We start from the raw sequence: 17,874 nt of genomic DNA on the forward strand, positions 1-17,874 counted from the left end.
TCGTCCTTTGTATTTTCAACCAACCTCCATTCAGATTCTCACTTTCGGGCAGAGGTTGGATTTAATTCTTTTTCCTTCCGCGCTCAATCGAGACCCGCCAACTCCCGCGCCCGCACGAAAATCCGTGCAAACATCACCTTGTCCAGCCGTCCCGTATTCGTATTCCGCAGAGAGGGATGATAAGCCGCCAGCAGAAACAGCCCGTTCGGCAACAGATACTCCGCACCATGCCCAAACTTGTAGGCCGACCGCCGCTCGATCACGCCAGCAGCGAGGAGGTGCGCCAGATAGCCATCGAATGCGATCTTCCCCAGCGCCACGACCACCTTCACCCGCTTGAGTTCCCCAACCTCTGCCGTCAGGTGCCTCGCGCAGTTGCGGATCTCCTGGGGCGTAGGCTTGTCCCCCGGTGGAGCGCATCGGACCACGGAGCAGATCCACGCGTGCCGCAGCTTCAGGCCGTCGTCTCGCGAGACCGCGTTGCCGTGGTTCGCCAGCCCCACCTCGTGCAGCACGGGATACATGAAGTTCCCGGCCCCATCCCCGGTAAACGGCCTTCCCGTCCGATTCGCCCCGTGCGCTCCCGGAGCCAGCCCGATAATCAAGATCCGCGCCTTCGGGTCGCCGAATCCGGCCACCGGCTTCGCCCAGTACGTCTGGTCGATGTAAGCCCTTCGCTTCACCACGCCAAGATTCTCGCAATAAGCCCGCAGTCGCTCGCACTGCCGGCAGGCCACGATTCCCGCCTGGATCTCCTGCAGAACCGTCAACTTCCCATCTGCCACGACACTCTTCTTCGCAATCGCTTTCACTAGGTTCAATCCTATTCGGTTCCAGGGCGGGAAATCCCCGTTTTCAGCAGGACCCCGTTTGACCCCTCCCATTCAAGGCTCGTACAGTAAAGGTTGAGGCGTCGGTCGCATCCTGCGTGAATATCCGCGCACACCGGCCTAAAAGATTTCGTCACACGCACTCCGAAAGGCAACAAGACATTGACCCCTACCGAGCTTGAAACGACTCCTGAAGCAGCACACGACCACACCCACGATCACGATCATGACCACGCGCACGATCACGACCACAGCGATCTCGCGCCCGGCCTGCACCAGCACCAGCACGGCCCCACGCTGAACCCCGAACTCGCCCGCGAGATCGAAGTCGAAGTCCCCGCCGACGAAGTCTCGAAAGCCTTTAAGACCGTCACCAAGCGCTACCAGAAGCTCGCCCGCATCCCCGGCTTCCGCGCCGGCAAGGTTCCTGAGTCGCTCATCAAGACCCGATTCGCCAAGGAAGTCCGCCAGGAAGTCCTCGAGAGCCTCGTCTCCGACCGCTTCAAGCAGGCCATCGATTCGCAGAAGATCACCCCGGCCTCGCAGCCGCAGATGGTCGATATGCAGCTTCTCGACGGTCAGCCACTGAAGTTCAAGGCCGCCTTCGAAGTCTTCCCCGAGATCGATCTGACTGGCTACGAGACCGTCCACGTCGAAAAGCAGGACGCCACCCTGACCGACGAGGAGTTCCAGGCCGAGCTTGACCGCGTTCTCGAGAGCCACGCCGTCGTCGAACCCGTCGAAGAAGAGCGCGAGCTTGTCGATGGCGACTGGGCCGAGATCGAGTTCAAGGGCCAGATCAAGGACCTCGCTCAGACCGTTACTGAAGATGGCGTCGAAAACACCTCGCAGACCGAGCCCATCACCGGCGACAACGTCCTCGTGGAGATCGGCGGCAAGAACACCCTGCCTGCCTTCAACGACGCTCTGCGCGGCACCAAGCCCGGCCAGGAGATGAGCTTCGAGGTCTCTTACCCGGCGGATTTCGGTGAACCCAAGCTCGCCGGTCAGACCGTCAGCTACGACGTCACCGTCAAGGCCATCAAGAAGAAGACCTTCCCTGCCCGCGATGCCGAGTTCGCTTCGCAGCTCGGAGCCTTCGAGACCTGGGAAGAGTTCGAGTCGAAGCTCCGAGAGATGGCGTCTAGCCGCAAGGCGGAGTCGCTCCAGAACGTCGCCAAGGACAAGCTCCTCGGCGACCTCATCGAGAAGTATCCCTTCCCTGTTCCGGAGTCTTTCGTGCAGCAGCAGATCGATGCTCGTCTCGACCGTGGCCTTCGCGCGCTTGCCCAGCAGGGCATGAGCACCGACGACATGCGCAAGCTCGACTTCGCCCGTCTCCGCGCCGCGCAGCGCGACCAGGCTGTCAACGAAGTGAAGGCTTCGATGATCCTCGACAAGCTCGCCCAGGCGGAGAACGTCGAGATCAGCGAAGACGAGCTCAACAACGAAGTCATGATGCTCTCCATGCAGTCGCGCGAGCCCTACGAGACGCTTGCTGCTCGTCTCGCCTCCGACGGCGGCATCGACAGGCTTCGCGATCAGATGAAGCGCGAAAAGGTCGGCAACCTGCTCTACGAAAAGCTGGCTTCGTAAGAGAAACCCTCATACACACAACCCAATCAAGTGCATCAGAACCGCGGTGGCAACACCAGCAAAAGGAAAGAGCGTGTTATGGGACTAGTACCTATGGTGATCGAGCAGACGAGTCGTGGCGAACGTGCCTACGACATCTACAGCCGTCTGCTCCGCGACAACATCATCTTTCTCGGCACCCCGATCGACGACAACATCGCCAACGTCATCATCGCGCAGATGCTGTTCCTCAGCGGTGAAGACCCGGAGAAGGACATCCAGCTCTACATCAACTCTCCGGGCGGCTCCATCACCGCAGGTCTGGCGATCTATGACACCATGCAGTACATCAAGAACGATGTCGTCACCTTCTGCATCGGACAGGCCGCCAGCATGGGAGCCTTCCTGTTGATGGCCGGCAAGAAGGGCAAGCGTTTCGCTCTGCCCAACTCGCGCATCCTCATCCACCAGCCGTCGATGGGCGGCCTCAGCGGACAGGCGACGGACATCGACATCCACGCCCGCGAGATTCTTCGCATCCGTGAGATCACCAACAAGCTGATGAGCCATTCCACCGGCCAGCCACTCGCACAGATCGAACGAGACGTGGAGCGCGACTTCATCATGACCGCGCCCCAGGCCAAGGAGTACGGCATTATCGACGACATCATCGACCGGCCGCGCACCTAAATCCGCTTCACTCTGTCATCCGTTGTACAAAGCAATCGCCCGAGCACTCTCGGGCGATTGTTTTGGCACATTACCAGCACGCACCCTAACCGGTACCCGCCGGCAATTAACTTCGACTTGCCCACAATGCCGGTCGCAACGATCAGGTGTAAACTTCGATATAACGTGACACAAGTAATGGGTCACCTTGGTCTCGACAGGAGCTGTTCCCTCAATGAAAACGTCGCGCGGCACTGACGAATCTCTTCGCTGCTCGTTTTGCCACAAATCGCAGGATGCGGTCGCCAAGCTTATCTCCTCCCCCTCGGACTACCCTCGCGCCTACATCTGCGATGAGTGCGTAGCCGTCTGCAACTCCATCCTCGAGGACGATCGCACCGAAGCCGCTCCCGGCTCCGCGCCTGCCCACCTGCCTAAGCCGCAAGAAGTGAAGGCGTTCCTCGACGAGTACGTGATTGGCCAGGACCAGACCAAGAAGAAGCTCGCCGTCGCTGTCTACAACCACTACAAGCGCATCCAGATGAACAAGACGCGCGGCAACGATGTAGAACTCGCGAAGTCCAACATCCTCCTCGTCGGTCCCACCGGCTCCGGCAAGACGCTCCTCGCGCAGACGCTCGCGAAGATGCTCGATGTGCCGTTTGCCATCGTGGATGCGACTACCCTCACCGAGGCCGGCTACGTCGGCGAAGATGTTGAGAACATCATCCTCAAGCTCCTCCAGGCAGCTGAAGGCGACGTCACCCGCGCCCAGAGCGGCATCATCTACATCGACGAGATCGACAAGATCGGCCGCAAGGATGAGAACCCCTCCATCACCCGCGACGTCTCCGGTGAAGGCGTGCAGCAGGCGCTGCTCAAGATCCTCGAAGGTACCGTCGCGAACGTTCCACCGCAGGGTGGACGCAAGCATCCGCACCAGGAGTTCACCGCTATCGACACGACCAACATCCTCTTCATCTGTGGCGGCGCATTCGTCGGTCTCGAGAAGGTGATCGGTCGCCGCATCGGCAAGAAGGCCCTGGGGTTCCGCGCTATTGCAGATGCTGACGCGAAGGAGATCGCGACTCCGATCCGCGCCCAGCGCGACTCCGAGATGCTCCGCCAGGCCGAACCGCAGGACCTGCTGAAGTACGGCTTGATTCCGGAGTTCGTAGGCCGACTCCCTGTCCTCGGAATCCTCGACGAGCTCGACGAAGCGGCGCTCATCGACATCCTCACCAAGCCACGCAACGCGATCCTCAAGCAGTACGCCAAGCTCTTCGACTACGAAGGCGTGAAGGTCACCTTCACCGACGATGCCGCCCGCGGCATCGCCCGTGAGGCACTCAACCGCAAGGTCGGTGCGCGTGGTCTGCGCATGATCCTTGAGGAGCTAATGCTTGACCTCATGTACCACGTCCCCGGCAACAAGAAGGTCAAGGACCTCGTTATTACAGAGGCCATGGTGCAGAAGCGCGAGCTTACGCTGCCGCTGATGCTCGAAAAAGCTGGCTGAGCTAGATGATTCAGTAAAGAGCCTGAAGAGCCAACCTCTCTTCAGGCTTTTTCTATTGCGACAAAGAAAGTTTTTCTGACGACTGAACAGGATGAGGCAAACTGCCGATAGGGCGTCCAGGGTCGTGTGCGAGCCAAGCTCTCTCCATCTTCTCCCCGCGATCCTGTCAAAATGGAGAAGACCATTGACACAAACTTTCCGAAACATTGTGGTGTTGGTTTTCTTGCTCTGCCTTGTAAAGTCGGCCGAGGCGCAGACTCCGAACTTGTCCCCTGATGACACAGTCGCCTACATTAACGGCACCCTCCACAAATACCCCACCCTTGAGTTTGTCGATCATGGTTGCCCTGGATACGAGCAGTCCGTCGCTATCTCGGAAGATCGCCGGAGCCTGTTGATTACACAGAATTTAGGGCATTCCGTGGTCGGAACCTGCGGGGACATTCAAACCCTGACGGTTCCCATATTCAGCCTGGATCGAGAGGGATTTGGTAGTTGGTCCAAGGTGGCCCAGCACTCCGCCTTTGCCTTGGCCTGCATCAATGGTGTGGACTGCTTCAGTCGCCGGTCGTCTGCTCAGCTCTTTCCGCGGGCTGCAAACCGCTGGCATCTGCGGATTACAGCGCCGGATCAGGTCTCGAATGAACTCACGAGGGCAGTTCAACATCTTCTGGATTCGCTCTTGACCGAGGCAAACGGCCGCCTCGATGCCAATGATCCCTTCGCAAAACGCGCTCACTGATTCTTCGCTACACCTGGGATCGGCAATTTGATCGGGTGCTAAATCAGGCCCCGGTCAGATTCGCATGTTCCTCCCTCCCCAATTACAATCACGTAAACGCGCGGTAGCCCCGCTTGCATCCTGCAGCGCTGCCGAACGTCTAATGGGGATATATGACAAATCGAGCAAAAGAGACTCTGACCGGCGAACTCCGCAAGCTTCCAATGATGCCGATTCGCGACATGGTGATCTTCCCCCATATGATGACGCCCTTCGTCGTCGGCCGTGAGTCCAGCGTCCGCGCCCTCGAAGAGGCTCTCAACGGCGATCGCAAGATCTTCCTCGCGACCCAGCATGACGCCTCGGTGGACGAACCCAACGCCGATGACATCTTCGCTACTGGCACCATCGGCAACATCGTGCAGAGCGTCAAGATGCCGGATGGCAACATCAAGGTTCTCGTCGAAGGCGTAGAGCGCGCCCGCGCGACTGAGGTCAACGACGAAGACGGATTCTTCGTCGCGACCGTCCGCACAGGCAAGTCCCGCCTCGAACTGACCCCACAGATCGAAGCTCTCGCCCAGCGCGTGCACACCCTCTTCGAGCAGTACATCAAGCTCCAGCAGTCGTTGAACTACGAGACCCTGGCCGCCACCGTCCGCATGGACGAACCCACCAAGCTGGCCGACACCATCGCCGCCAATCTTCAGCTCTCCATCGAAGAGAAGCAGCAGCTCCTCGAGGTCTTCGACCCCGAGATGCGTCTCTCCCGTATTGCCGATGTCCTCGATGTCGCGATCGAGAAGCTCAACATGGACCGGACTATCCAGTCGCGCGTGAAGCGGCAGATGGAGAAGGCGCAGAAAGAGTATTACCTCAACGAAAAGATCAAGGCCATTCAGAAGGAACTTGGCCGCGGGGAGAAGTCCGAGTTTGACGACCTGAAGAAGAAGATCGACGAAGCGGGCATGCCAAAGGATGTGCTTGAGAAGGCGACGCAGGAGCTCAAGAAGCTCGAAGCGATGCCTCCTATGTCCGCTGAGTCCACCGTCTCACGCAACTATCTCGACTGGCTGCTGGCAGTGCCGTGGAAGAAGCGGTCGAAAGAAATCCGATCCATCGAGCACGCCGAGAAGATCCTTAACGAAGATCACTACGGCCTCGAAAAGATCAAGGAACGCATCCTCGAATTCCTCGCTGTCCGCCAGCTCGTCAAGAACCCCAAAGGCTCGATCCTCTGCTTCGTTGGACCTCCGGGCGTCGGCAAGACCTCGCTTGGTATGTCCATCGCCAAGGCGACCGGCCGCAAGTTCGTCCGCATGTCTCTCGGAGGCGTTCGTGATGAGGCCGAGATCCGCGGCCATCGCCGCACTTACATTGGCGCACTCCCCGGTCAAATCATCCAGTCGATGAAGAAGGCCGGCACCAAGAACCCCGTCTTCATGCTCGACGAGATCGACAAGATGGCCTCGGACTTCCGCGGGGACCCGGCAAGCGCTCTGTTGGAAGTCCTCGACCCTGAGCAGAACACCTCCTTCCAGGACCACTATCTCGATGTCGAGTACGACCTCTCGCAAGTTCTCTTCGTGGCCACTGCGAACGTCCTGCACACCATCCCCGGCCCGCTGCAGGACCGCATGGAGATCCTCCGCCTGCACGGCTACACCGAGGTCGAGAAGCTCGAGATCGCCAAGCAGTATCTCGTCAAGAAGCAGCTTGAGGGCACTGGCGTCACCGCTCAACAGATCAACTTCACCGACGACGCGCTCAGAGGAATCATCCGCGGTTACACGCGCGAGGCTGGCGTCCGCAATCTCGAACGCGAGATCGGCAACGTCTGCCGCAAGGTCGCCCGCCGTGTCGTCCAGAACGGCCCGGAGCACCAGGAAGATATCACTGCGGAGAACCTCGAATCCATCCTTGGCGTCGCAAAGTTCCGCGACTCTCAAGTGCACGAGAAGAGCGAGGTCGGTCTCGTCACTGGCCTTGCATGGACGGAAGTTGGCGGAAGCATTCTCCAGACAGAAGTGCAGATCCTCGACGGCAAGGGCAAGCTGACGACCACCGGTCAACTCGGCGACGTCATGCAGGAGTCCGCACAAGCTGCTCTCAGCTACATTCGCTCACGCGCACGTCAGCTTGGCCTCGAGCGCGACTTCTATCGCCATCTCGATATCCACGTCCACGTTCCTGAAGGCGCCATCCCCAAGGACGGCCCGTCGGCAGGCATCACACTCGCCACGGCCCTCGCCAGCGCGCTCACGAAGATCAAGGTGCGTCGCGACATCGCCATGACCGGCGAGATCACTCTGCGCGGCAAGGTGCTTCCTATCGGCGGCCTGAAGGAGAAGCTCCTCGCAGCTCATCGCGCCGGTATCTTCGAAGCGATCCTCCCTGCAGAGAATCGCCGCGACTTCGCGGATCTTCCTGAGCTTTTGAAGTCCTCGATGAAGCTCCACTTTGTCGAACAGATGGACGAGGTGCTTCACCTCGCGCTCGAAGAAGAGCTCCCTGTTCTTTCGGAAGAGCTGCCCGAAGCTCTGGCAGGCACGGTCATTCCGCCCGTCACCTCAGGACCTCAGCCTATGTCGCACCAGTAAAAACACCCTGCGCCATAAAAAAGACCGGGCTCAATCGCCCGGTCTTTTTATAGCCATAACCTAAATTGCCGCTAGGCTCTTCGGCCGGATACAAAGTGCATGACAATCGAGATGACCGCAAAGATCAGCAGCAGGTGAATCAGAAATCCGCTGACATGGAACAGGGTGAAGCCACCCACCCAACAGAGTACGAGAACAACGGCGAGGATCAGGAACATTGGTCTTCTTCTTTCTTACGGCGATTTAGCCGCGCGCCCCGCGCAAAGCCACATCTCGTAAGAGGCCGGGAAGCTCCGTCCCGTTGCTTCGTGTCGTCCAAAGCAAACAAAATGCGCGCCGTAAGGGCGCGCATTTGTCGTCTGTAGCACTTATCGTTAGACGCTTCCGCCGGCGATGGACGGGATCAGCATCACTTCATCGCCCTCCTGGAAGCTATACGTATCGCCGCCCAGGAAGCGGATGTCTTCGTCGTTGATGTAGATGTTGATGAACTTCCGCAGCTTGCCATCGTCGCCCTTGATCTGCGTCGCAAGCGCGGGGAAGGTCTGGTCGATATCGGCAAGCAGGCCGGGAAGATTCTCAGCGGTTGAAGCAAACTGCTTTTGCCCATCGGTATGACGGATAAAGGCAGTCGGAAGTACAACTTTTATGGACATTGATTCAGTTCTCCTACTTTTTCTTTCAGGGAAACCAAGGCTTTAGCCTTGGCAACAAAGCCGTCACATTCTGGGGTATGCCTTCTTCTACACTCCGGCCAGTTCCAACTCCGGCTCACGGACTCCATCCAGGTCGTTGATGTATTCGGCGAAGTCCGCCAGCCGCGGACGAACCGCGCGATCCAGCTCGTACCGGTTCGCAATCGCATCCGTGGTCTTCAAGCCGTTTCCGGTGATGCAGACTACCGTCGTCTCGTCTTCGGAGATGCGACCGTCCGCATAGAGTCGCGCTGCAACTGCCGTTGTTACGCCGCCTGCTGTCTCAGTAAAGATGCCCTCGGTCTCCGCCAGCTCCTGAATCCCCGACACGATCTCGACGTCCGAGACGTCCTCAGCCCAGCCATTCGTACCCGCGATCATCTTCGCCGCCGCCGGTCCATCCGCAGGGTTGCCGATCGCCAACGACCGGGCAATCGTGTTGGGACGCTGTGGCTCAATGGAGTCCGTTCCCTGCTTCACCGCGGTCGATATGGGCGAGCAGCCCGACGCCTGTGCGCCAAAGAACCGCACTGGCTTGTCTTCCACCAGCCCCAGCGCGATCAGTTCGTTGAAGGCCTTGCGAATCTTGCGAATCAGCGATCCACCGGCCATCGGGCAGACCATATTATCGGGCAGCTTCCATCCCAACTGCTCGGCAATCTCGTAGCCAACGGTCTTCGAACCTTCAGCGTAGTAAGGCCGCAGATTCACGTTGACGAAGCCCCACTTGTAGTCGTCGGCAATCAGTGTGCAGAGCCGGTTTACGTGGTCGTAGTTGCCATCGATCCGCACCAGCCGCGCGCCGTATACCAGCGTGTTGAGAATCTTCGCCGGCTCCAGGTCAGCCGGAACGAGAATGCAGGCCTTGAGGCCAAGGCGCGCAGCCTGCGCTGCTACGGAGTTCGCCAGGTTCCCAGTTGACGAGCACCCGACCGTCTCAAACCCAAACGCCTGAGCATTCGCCAGCGCGACAGACACAACGCGGTCCTTGAAGCTAAGGGTCGGAAAGCAGACAGCGTCGTTCTTGATGTAAAGATTGTTCGCGCCAATGCGCTTGCCCAGGCGCTTCGCCTTCACCAGCGGCGTAAAACCCACCGGAAGGTCTGGCTCGAATCCAGCAGGGATCGGCAGCAGGGCCTTGTAGCGCCAGATGTTTGCAGGGCCAGCAGAGATCTTCTCGCGGGTGAACTCCGTGCGAACAGCCTCTAAATCGTAGTGAACTTCAAGCGGGGCCAGGCAGTCGTCACATGCGGAAAGGGGCTGGTTGCCGAATCGCTTGCCGCACTCATTGCACTTCAACTCATACGCCGAACAGGAATACTCCATTGCACACTCTCTCGTGCTCGAGGGGTGCGGCTGGCTGAGACGTTCTCTTTTCTGGAGGCCTTACAGGAAGGAAATGCGGGGATGCCCACCCTGGACTAGCGGCAGCGTGCTCCGAATCTCATGTTCCCTGTTTCCAGGAGAGAGTTGACACCGGTACGCATGTTCTGTCCGGTTGTCGTGGCGTCTCAGGGCTCGTCCCTCAACCACTCTGCATGAAATTCAAATTTGCCCGAAGGCAAACTGGAATATTTAGTTTGTATCACGCGTGATTTTTGAATGCAACAAAGGCTGGCTTACCAAGGTCGTATCGTGAGGTGAAACGGTTCGAAAGCCCACGTCGTTACTGCTTGGCGACGATATCCTGCACGCCGCCGACAAACCTTGCGGGATCAAACTCCGTCCGCAGAATCTCGTCCGGGCAGTCGCTCAGGATCGCCACGCGCCAGTTGCAGACAAACGCCACGAGTTGCTCGGGCTGGGCTGTCTTGATCTCCGAGCACATCGCCTCCGCCTCCTGGATCGCCTGCTCGCCTTCCACATCGATCAGCACCAAGTCGTAGTGCTTCGCCCAGAACATGCTCAGTCCTTCAGCCGGAGACAGCGTCGAGTCCACATCGAATCCCGAGATCCGCAGGATCTGGTCGCGCAGCGGACGCAGCATCTCCCGCCGGCAGATATGCAGAATGGCGCGTTTCTCGTTCGGCAAAACTACCGGAGTACTCGTCGAATCTTCGTTGATAGCCATTGCGCCTGCCGGACCCATTTCCACCGCGTCATCCGTCCATTCATACTGCGGTGACTACGGTCAATAAAATCTGTTTGTTGAAACTATTTTACGGTGCGCTCGTAACGAGCAGCAACCAAGGAGTCACGGTGTAGCGTTCACACTATCTTCCCCCAATACCCACTGTTCGTCTGTCGCCCGTCACACCTTCTCATCGACCGTCTAAACTGGACAAATCGCTAACCTACCCAATCCGAGCATCTTTCTCTCCGCCGGGGAAGCGAGCGGCGATCACTACGGTGCGCAGCTCATCGCCGATCTTAGGTCGAAGCATCCGTTCGTGACGTTCTTCGGGCTTGGCGGCAGGGAGATGGAAGAAGCTGGTCAGCGTCGCATCGTCCGAGCCGAAGACGTGGCTCACATGGGCATCACCGAGGTGATCCGCCACGCTCCGTTTATCTATGCGCAGTATCGAAAGCTGGTCAGCGCTATCCGCCGCGAACGGCCCTCAGTCGCCATCCTCATTGACTTCCCTGATGTCAACCTTCGGCTCGCGAAACATCTTCACCGGCTCGGCATTCCCGTCGTCTACCTCGTAAGTCCGCAGCTCTGGGCCTGGAAGCGCAGCCGCCTGCAATGGGTGCAGGAACGTGTCACCAAGATGCTCGTCATCTTTCCCTTCGAAGAGCCTTTCTACTTGAACCGCGGCGTCGACGCGGAGTTCATCGGCCACCCTCTTGCAACACTTCCCATGCCCTCGGTCACGCGCGAGGCCTACGCCGCGCACTACAAGCTCGATCCCGCCAAGCCCTGGATCGCGCTATTGCCCGGCAGCCGATGGAAAGAGATCAGCGCCAACCTGCCCACCATGGTGCAGATGGCCAGTCTCATTCCATTTCCCTGCGAATACATCCTTCCGGTTGCTTCCACCATCGATCGCGCCCGGCTTCAGGAGTTCGTCAAGGGATGGATCACCTTTCGCCCAACTGCCAGCTCAGCGCCTCTGCCCTACATCCATCTGGTTCCGGATGCCCGCGAAGCGCTCTTCCATGCTCGCGCGTCAGTCGTCGCCAGCGGGACCGCAACCGTCCAGGCTGCGGTCATCGGCAATCCCTTTGTCGTCGTATACCGTGTCTCACCGCTCACCTTCGCGCTCGCGAAACATCTGGTCAGGTACCCGACGGAGATCGCCGCCGAAGTCGACAGGCATGGCAACCTGCCCATCGCGATGGTGAACCTCATCGCGGGTAGGAGGATCGTGCCGGAGCTCCTCCAGCAGCAGTTAACACCGGAAGATCTCGCCGCCGCACTCACTCCGCTGCTGGCTGATACCTCAGAGCGCAATCAGATGATCGAAGACCTCGCCGGCCTTCGGATGCAGCTGCTTCCCGATCCGGAAGCTCACCCGATCGCTCGGGTGTCGGAGATCATCAGTGGCCTGCTCGGGCTCTGATCTTTTCGCGCTCTCCCGAATCCAGACCTCGCCCCGCAAAGTTTTGTGCAATCTCAATCGCCCACTCGCAGCGTCTAACCTATTGAAGATATCGTTGTTATCGTTGGTTGTGAGGAACTTCACGCGCATGAACCGCATTCTCCGCTCCCCCCTGGCGCACATCTCCCTCTGCATGCTCGTGCTGTACTCCAGCAGACTGCTGGCCGCCTCCGTGCGTGCACAGGTGCAGGCGACTGGATATGTCATTAACGCCGATGTCGATCCAGCCACGAACAAGCTGACAGCGACGGTTGCCGTCACGTTGACCGCGCTCGAAGATGTCTCCCAGATCACGCTTGAGCTGAACAATGGCCTCCAGATCTCGAAGCTTGTAGACGCTGCGCAGCACGCGCTCACGCCGGAACGCCTGACGACGAACTCAACTGTTCGCATTCCGCTTGCGTCGCAGCTCGCCAAGGGCTCAAGCACGACGCTCACCTTCGATTATTCCGGTACTCTGACCGGCTCTGACACCAGCCCCGTTGAAGGCATCAAGCTTGCCGCCGTCGCCGATCCTGTCTCAATCCTGCTCTACGCCGGGAGATGGTTCCCGCTCGCCACCCCTGGGTTGTTCACTAACCGTTTCACCGCGGAGATGCACATCCACGTTCCGTCGGAGTATCGCGTCGTCGGCAGCACGACGACAGAGTCGACGCCGAAGAGCATCGCTGGCAATCGCACCGAGTACAACTTCAACTGGACCAAACCCGGTTTCCCCGGCACCCTGATCATCGGCAAGTTTCTCGCGCCGATTTCGGCTCCTGGTATCCCGAACGTCCGCATCTGGGTGACAGAGAAGCACAAGTCGCCCGCAAGCGGATACGCCGAAACCGCGGCGGAGCAATTCGAGTACTTCAGCTCCATCTTCGGCCAGCCTGAGTCCGGACGCCTGAACATCGTCGAACTGCCTGATGACGCGGTTTCCGCGGCATGGGCACCCCAGATCGCTGCCATCGCGGGCAATCGCATTGGCGACAAGAACAGCCGTCGCCTTCTGGCCAACACCATCGCGCACCAGTGGTGGGGGTCGGAGGTCTCACCGGCAACCCTCAACGATGCCTGGATCACCAACGGCATGTCGCGCTACTCCGAGCTGATGTATCTCGAAGAGACTGCCGGCAAGACGTCCTTCCAGAACGCGATCACGGACGAGTCCGCCGCCGCGCTGGCCTATGACACCGAACCGCTCACAACGCTGGGCCGTCTCGACTACTTCTCCCCTCAATTCCAGAACATGACCATCGAAAAAGGCGCGATGGTCTTCCATATGCTCCGCTGGGAGATGGGCGACGAGGTCTTCAAGAAGTTCCTTCGCGGCCTTCTCTCCCAGTACACCGACAAAGGCATCCGCAGCTCCAACGTCGAGACGGTGGCCGAAGCTCAACTTGTCACTCCCGCCAACGGCAGCGCTCCGAACTTGCAGGCATTCTTCGCTCAATGGCTCGACGGCACTGGCGCACCGCAGTTCCACAACAAGTTCACCGTGTATCGTCTTGGCAACAACAAAGGCTTCCGAACCGTCGGCTCCATCGATCAGGATCTCGACCTCTTCCGCATGCCGGTCGCCCTGCGCATCGAGACGGACGGTAAAACCGAACTTCGCCGCGTCGACGTCTCCGGCAGCGAGTCGCAGTACACCATTGAGACCTTCGGCCGCCCTCGTCGCATCAACATCGACCCGGACAACTGGCTACTGAAAAGCACCCCCGACCTCGCTGTCCGCGTCGCCGTCCTTCGCGGTCAAAACCAGGCCGCCCAGGGAGACCTGATGGCTGCGCTCGGCGAGTATCAGAAAGCGCTCGATATCAACAAGACCAGTTCACTTGCCAACTACCGCATCGGCGAGATCTTCTTTACCCAGCGCAACTATCAGTCCTCGGCGAACTCCTTCCGCGATGCACTCCGAGGAGACGGCGATCCGAAGTGGGTCGAGGTCTGGAGCCACATTCAACTAGGCCGCATCTTCGACGTAACCGGCCAGCGCGATCGCGCCGTAAACGAGTACCGTCTCGCTGTTCAGACCAACGACAACACCCAGGGCGCAGTCAACGAAGCTCGCGCCCTCATGCAAAAACCGTATCAACGTCCCCGCGAAGAGAACTGAGTTTCGATCTCGTCTCGCATAGTGAGCCTCAGCGATCAGCCATTGAGCCGTTTGCAAGCCTGACCACTCCGGTAAACCTTCTCTTCAAAGGAATAAAGAATGCCGCCGCAAGTAGAAAAAGACTCCATCAAGGCCGCTGTACTCGGATTCGGTCTGGCTGGCCGCGTCTTCCACGCTCCCTTCATCAGCGCCGTCCCCGGTCTTCAGCTCTCGTCCATCATGCAACGCAAGGGTGATGAGGCCTCGAAGGCCTACCCCGATGCCACAATCCTTCGCAGCGTCGACGAAGTCCTCGCTTCAGACGCCCAACTCGTCGTCGTCGGCACTCCCAACGAGACCCACTTCGATCTTGCCATGCGGTGCCTCGAAGCAGGCAAGCATGTCGTCGTCGACAAGCCGCTGGCTGCCACCAGCGCTGAAGCCGCTACGATGGCGAAGCTCGCGGCGGAAAAGAAGCTGATCCTCGCGCCCTTCCACAACCGCCGTTGGGATGGCGACTTCCTCACCGTCCGCGCCCTTCTCTTGCAGGGAGCACTCGGTCGCCTGACCACCTTTGAATCGCACTTCGACCGCTTCCGTCCCATCCCGCGCACAGGAACCTGGAAAGAAGCTGCTCACCCCTCGAACGGCATGCTCTTCGACCTGGGCCCCCACCTCGTCGACCAGGTCCTGTGCCTCTTCGGCGTGCCACAGGCGATCACCGCCAGCGTGCGCACCGATCGCGACAACTCCGAGATCGAAGACGCCTTCGACATCACGTTGCATTACCCGCGAATGTTGGCGATCTGTCGCGCCACCATGATCGCCGCCGATCCCGGCCCACGATTTCACCTGCACGGCACCAAGGGCAGCTTCCGCAAGTACGGTCTGGACCCCCAGGAGCCGGCTCTTGTCGCAGGGGCCAAGGTTCCACGCCTCGGGAGCAACGGCAAGCCTGAGCCCGGCGACGACTGGCTCGGCGAGAGTTCTACTCGATGGGGCAAGATCTTCATCGCCCCCGACCCCGAGAAGCCCACAGAGCTGACAACCTACGAAGTCGAGACCGAACTCGGCGACTATCGCGGCTTTTACCTCAACGTTCGTGATGCCATCCGCGGCACCGGCAAACTCGCCGTCACGCCCACCGACGGCTACCAGGTCATCCGTCTGCTTGAACTGGCCCGCGAGAGCAGCGAGACCGGCCGCACGATCCCCGTCGTCTTCGAGCCTCTCGACTAACCCGAATCCGGGAGCCCCATCCATCGCCGTTTCACCGCGATGGGTGGGACATTTGTGCAGAGCACGAACCGCGTTATCTACCTCTGGCACATGTGCCTTACTGCCCGTACGTAGCCTTCGCGCCATGCTTTCGGAAGTAGTGCCGGTCCAGCAGCGCCTGTGAAACACCGTCACAGTCCGGGTTTAGCATCAGCGTCTTGTACGCCATCTTCGCAACTGCTTCGAGCACCACCGCATTGTGCGCCGCATCATGCGCGTCCTTGCCCCAGGCGAACGGAGCATGTCCGGCTACCAGTACCGCGGGAACCGCCATCGGATCAATGCCTTCAAATCGCTTCACGATCGCGACACCGGTCTCGTGTACGTACGCTCCACCGATCGCATCATCGGATAGCACCGCCGTTACCGGCACCGGCCCGTAGAAGTAGTCCGCATGCGTCGTGCCGAGCGCCGGAATCTGCATGCCTGCCTGCGCGAAGCTCGTCGCAAACTCAGAGTGCGTGTGCACGACCGCCCCGATCGCGGAGAACTCCCGATAGAGCAGCGTGTGCGTATCCAGGTCCGAAGACGGCTTCAGGTTACCATCGACGATCTTCCCGTTCAGGTCCGTCACCACCATGTGCTCCGGGCGCAGATCGTCATAGTCCACGCCTGACGGCTTGATGACCACGAGCCCTTGCTCCCGGTCGACGCCCGAAGCGTTGCCAAACGTATACAGCACCAGGCCCCGCTTCACGAGTTCCAGGTTTGCTTCCAGCACCTCGGTACGCAACTCTCTCAGCAACATCGATCTACTCTCCAGTTCCCTTTCGCCCTCGACTCCAGCGGCTCGAGAAATCGTTTTCTCAAACAGAATATCCCGTCCCTTTCTCTCCCGTCGAGATTCGCTTGATAAAGTAATTTCTATGAGTTCCGAAGCAACGCCCCCCTCCGCAGATCTTCCCCTCGGCTTCCAATGGGGAGCAGTCAAAGCTGGCATCAAAGTCAGCGGTAAACTTGATCTCGCCGTCGCCCTTGCCCCCGGTGGGGCCAACGCCGCGGCCATGTTCACCCGAAACCGCGTCGTTGCCGCTCCCGTCATCGTTGGCAGAAAGCACCTCGCTGCCACCGGCGGTCGCGTCTCCGCGATCCTCGTCAACTCCGGTAACGCCAACTGCATGACCGGAGAAGCTGGCATCGAAGCCTGCATCCAGACCTGCGTAGCCGCTGCTGAAGAGTTCCACTGCATCTTCGACGAGGTCTTCCCCTCCTCGACTGGCATCATTGGCGTCCCGTTTCCCGCCGAAAAGATCGTCGCAGCCCTGCCCTCGACAGCCGGTGCGATCGGACCCTCCGCCGCCCACGCCGAACTCTTCGCCAGCGCCATCCTCACTACAGACACCCGGATGAAGGTCGCTCGCGCCATCGTGGGCATTGATGCCACCCACCCCGACTACGCCGGGATGGAGTTTCGCATCTTTGGCGTCGCCAAGGGCGCGGGCATGATCCATCCCCAGCTCGCGGCTGCCATGCCGCCCCACGCGACCATGCTGGTCTACCTCTTCACCGATCTCGACGCCACACCGTCGGAGCTTGAGCCTCTTCTCGCGCTCGCTGCGGAGGGCAGCTTCAACAGCATCTCGATCGACGGCGATACCTCCACCAATGACACCGTCCTTCTGATGGCCAGCGGTGCCAGCGGCGTGAAGCTCGACGCCACCGGCAGCGGTCGCATAGGCGAGGCCTTCGCGAATGCCCTCGGCCTGGTCTGCAACTCGCTCGCCCACCAGATCGTCGATGACGGCGAAGGCGTGACTCACCTCGTCAATCTCCACATCACCGGAGCCGCGACCGAAGCCGACGCTCGCAAGGTCGCCAAGGCGATCGCCCACTCGCCGCTGAACAAGACTGCATGGTCGAGCGGCGATCCCAACTGGGGCCGCCTGCTCGCCGCGGCTGGTTACTCTGGCGTGGACTTCGATCCAAACAACGTGACCGTATGGATTGGGCCACACCTTGTGCTTGCAAATGGTCTTCGCGTGCCTGAGTTCGACGAAGCGGCCACCCACCAGACCATGCTGGAGCGCGAATACACCATACGGCTCGATCTTGGTGTGGGCACGGCAGAGACGAAGTTTCTCACCTGCGATCTGACTGCGGAGTACGTCGCAATCAACGCGGATTACTCCAGCTAGGAAACTAAGTTGCCGAAAACAACGACTTCGCGGGAACTATCAATTCACCCTCACCCTTTCACCTTCAAGGGAGCGATGATCAGTCATGCGGATACTCTGGTGCTGGCGTTGTAAAGCTGAGGTACCAATGCTTGACGACCAGGAATTTAGCGAGATCACCCCACTCTTTCGGGCCGGGTTGCAATCTGTGAAAGACCATCGTGCTGCGACGGGCATGCCTCTCAAGA

General features: G+C 59.6%; 15 protein-coding genes and 1 riboswitch. Of the genes, 9 read left to right on the forward strand and 6 right to left on the reverse strand.

The window, feature by feature from the left end; translation table 11 throughout:
• Window positions 1-83: 83 nt before the first annotated feature.
• Complete coding sequence (locus tag OHL18_RS09760) at window positions 84-812, reverse strand: uracil-DNA glycosylase (RefSeq protein ID WP_317890502.1); 729 nt, start codon at window positions 810-812, stop codon at window positions 84-86.
• A gap of 180 nt (window positions 813-992) precedes the next feature.
• Between OHL18_RS09760 and tig the strand changes: the two genes are divergently transcribed.
• From tig to lon, 5 genes are all read left to right on the forward strand, one after another.
• On the forward strand, window positions 993-2,426 hold the full coding sequence (gene tig, locus OHL18_RS09765) for a trigger factor (protein WP_263374674.1): 1,434 nt from the start codon (window positions 993-995) through the stop codon (window positions 2,424-2,426).
• 30 nt (window positions 2,427-2,456) lie between these two features.
• A complete protein-coding gene (clpP, locus tag OHL18_RS09770; RefSeq protein WP_263374675.1) occupies window positions 2,457-3,095 on the forward strand; it encodes an ATP-dependent Clp endopeptidase proteolytic subunit ClpP in 639 nt (212 codons plus the stop codon).
• Between the two features lie 214 nt (window positions 3,096-3,309).
• Window positions 3,310-4,593 carry an ATP-dependent Clp protease ATP-binding subunit ClpX gene (gene clpX, locus OHL18_RS09775; RefSeq protein ID WP_263374676.1) on the forward strand — a complete coding sequence of 428 codons (1,284 nt, stop codon included), beginning with the start codon at window positions 3,310-3,312 and terminating at the stop codon, window positions 4,591-4,593.
• A 184-nt stretch (window positions 4,594-4,777) separates the two neighbouring features.
• A complete protein-coding gene (locus OHL18_RS09780) occupies window positions 4,778-5,335 on the forward strand; it encodes a hypothetical protein (protein WP_263374677.1) in 558 nt (185 codons plus the stop codon).
• Between the two features lie 152 nt (window positions 5,336-5,487).
• A complete protein-coding gene (lon, locus tag OHL18_RS09785) occupies window positions 5,488-7,914 on the forward strand; it encodes an endopeptidase La (RefSeq protein ID WP_263374678.1) in 2,427 nt (808 codons plus the stop codon).
• Between the two features lie 71 nt (window positions 7,915-7,985).
• Here the strand turns inward: lon and OHL18_RS09790 are convergent, their stop codons facing one another.
• The 4 genes from OHL18_RS09790 to OHL18_RS09805 all read right to left on the reverse strand — a co-directional run bounded on the left by OHL18_RS09790 (window position 7,986) and on the right by OHL18_RS09805 (window position 10,680).
• Entirely contained in the window at window positions 7,986-8,132 is a 147-nt protein-coding gene (locus OHL18_RS09790; RefSeq protein ID WP_263374679.1) for a lmo0937 family membrane protein, read from the reverse strand.
• A gap of 156 nt (window positions 8,133-8,288) precedes the next feature.
• Window positions 8,289-8,570 (reverse strand): MoaD/ThiS family protein, encoded by a 282-nt coding sequence (locus OHL18_RS09795; protein WP_263374680.1) that lies wholly within the window; start codon window positions 8,568-8,570, stop codon window positions 8,289-8,291.
• Window positions 8,571-8,657: 87 nt separating this feature from the next.
• Window positions 8,658-9,935 carry a threonine synthase gene (thrC, locus tag OHL18_RS09800; protein WP_263374681.1) on the reverse strand — a complete coding sequence of 426 codons (1,278 nt, stop codon included), beginning with the start codon at window positions 9,933-9,935 and terminating at the stop codon, window positions 8,658-8,660.
• A gap of 115 nt (window positions 9,936-10,050) precedes the next feature.
• Window positions 10,051-10,154: riboswitch (SAM riboswitch) on the reverse strand.
• 121 nt (window positions 10,155-10,275) lie between these two features.
• A complete protein-coding gene (locus OHL18_RS09805) occupies window positions 10,276-10,680 on the reverse strand; it encodes a response regulator (RefSeq protein ID WP_263374682.1) in 405 nt (134 codons plus the stop codon).
• Window positions 10,681-10,918: 238 nt separating this feature from the next.
• Between OHL18_RS09805 and lpxB the strand changes: the two genes are divergently transcribed.
• The 3 genes from lpxB (at window position 10,919) to OHL18_RS09820 (ending at window position 15,473) form a co-directional block, all read left to right on the forward strand.
• Window positions 10,919-12,112: a lipid-A-disaccharide synthase gene (lpxB, locus tag OHL18_RS09810; protein ID WP_263375730.1), complete on the forward strand. Its 1,194-nt coding sequence runs from the start codon at window positions 10,919-10,921 to the stop codon at window positions 12,110-12,112.
• 127 nt (window positions 12,113-12,239) lie between these two features.
• Window positions 12,240-14,255, forward strand: a complete 2,016-nt coding sequence (locus tag OHL18_RS09815) for a M1 family aminopeptidase (protein ID WP_263374683.1) — start codon at window positions 12,240-12,242, stop codon at window positions 14,253-14,255.
• A 99-nt stretch (window positions 14,256-14,354) separates the two neighbouring features.
• On the forward strand, window positions 14,355-15,473 hold the full coding sequence (locus OHL18_RS09820; protein WP_263374684.1) for a Gfo/Idh/MocA family oxidoreductase: 1,119 nt from the start codon (window positions 14,355-14,357) through the stop codon (window positions 15,471-15,473).
• 97 nt (window positions 15,474-15,570) lie between these two features.
• Here the strand turns inward: OHL18_RS09820 and OHL18_RS09825 are convergent, their stop codons facing one another.
• On the reverse strand, window positions 15,571-16,260 hold the full coding sequence (locus OHL18_RS09825; protein ID WP_317890484.1) for an L-ribulose-5-phosphate 4-epimerase: 690 nt from the start codon (window positions 16,258-16,260) through the stop codon (window positions 15,571-15,573).
• A gap of 118 nt (window positions 16,261-16,378) precedes the next feature.
• Here OHL18_RS09825 and argJ point away from each other — a divergent pair, with 118 nt between their 5' ends.
• On the forward strand, window positions 16,379-17,647 hold the full coding sequence (gene argJ, locus OHL18_RS09830; protein ID WP_263374685.1) for a bifunctional glutamate N-acetyltransferase/amino-acid acetyltransferase ArgJ: 1,269 nt from the start codon (window positions 16,379-16,381) through the stop codon (window positions 17,645-17,647).
• The last annotated feature ends 227 nt before the right edge of the window (window positions 17,648-17,874 follow it).

Source organism: Granulicella aggregans (assembly GCF_025685565.1).
GTDB lineage: Bacteria > Acidobacteriota > Terriglobia > Terriglobales > Acidobacteriaceae > Edaphobacter > Edaphobacter aggregans_B.

What these genes read in the sequence shown, in the direction of transcription:
- clpX (WP_263374676.1), top strand. Translation starts at nt 3,310, where the DNA reads ATGAAAACGTCGCGCGGCACTGACGAATCTCTTCGCTGCTCGTTTTGC.
- argJ (WP_263374685.1), top strand. Translation starts at nt 16,379, where the DNA reads ATGAGTTCCGAAGCAACGCCCCCCTCCGCAGATCTTCCCCTCGGCTTC.
- thrC (WP_263374681.1), bottom strand. Translation starts at nt 9,935, where the DNA reads ATGGAGTATTCCTGTTCGGCGTATGAGTTGAAGTGCAATGAGTGCGGC.
- OHL18_RS09790 (WP_263374679.1), bottom strand. Translation starts at nt 8,132, where the DNA reads ATGTTCCTGATCCTCGCCGTTGTTCTCGTACTCTGTTGGGTGGGTGGC.
- OHL18_RS09815 (WP_263374683.1), top strand. Translation starts at nt 12,240, where the DNA reads ATGAACCGCATTCTCCGCTCCCCCCTGGCGCACATCTCCCTCTGCATG.
- OHL18_RS09820 (WP_263374684.1), top strand. Translation starts at nt 14,355, where the DNA reads ATGCCGCCGCAAGTAGAAAAAGACTCCATCAAGGCCGCTGTACTCGGA.
- OHL18_RS09825 (WP_317890484.1), bottom strand. Translation starts at nt 16,260, where the DNA reads ATGTTGCTGAGAGAGTTGCGTACCGAGGTGCTGGAAGCAAACCTGGAA.
- lon (WP_263374678.1), top strand. Translation starts at nt 5,488, where the DNA reads ATGACAAATCGAGCAAAAGAGACTCTGACCGGCGAACTCCGCAAGCTT.
- OHL18_RS09805 (WP_263374682.1), bottom strand. Translation starts at nt 10,680, where the DNA reads ATGGCTATCAACGAAGATTCGACGAGTACTCCGGTAGTTTTGCCGAAC.
- OHL18_RS09795 (WP_263374680.1), bottom strand. Translation starts at nt 8,570, where the DNA reads ATGTCCATAAAAGTTGTACTTCCGACTGCCTTTATCCGTCATACCGAT.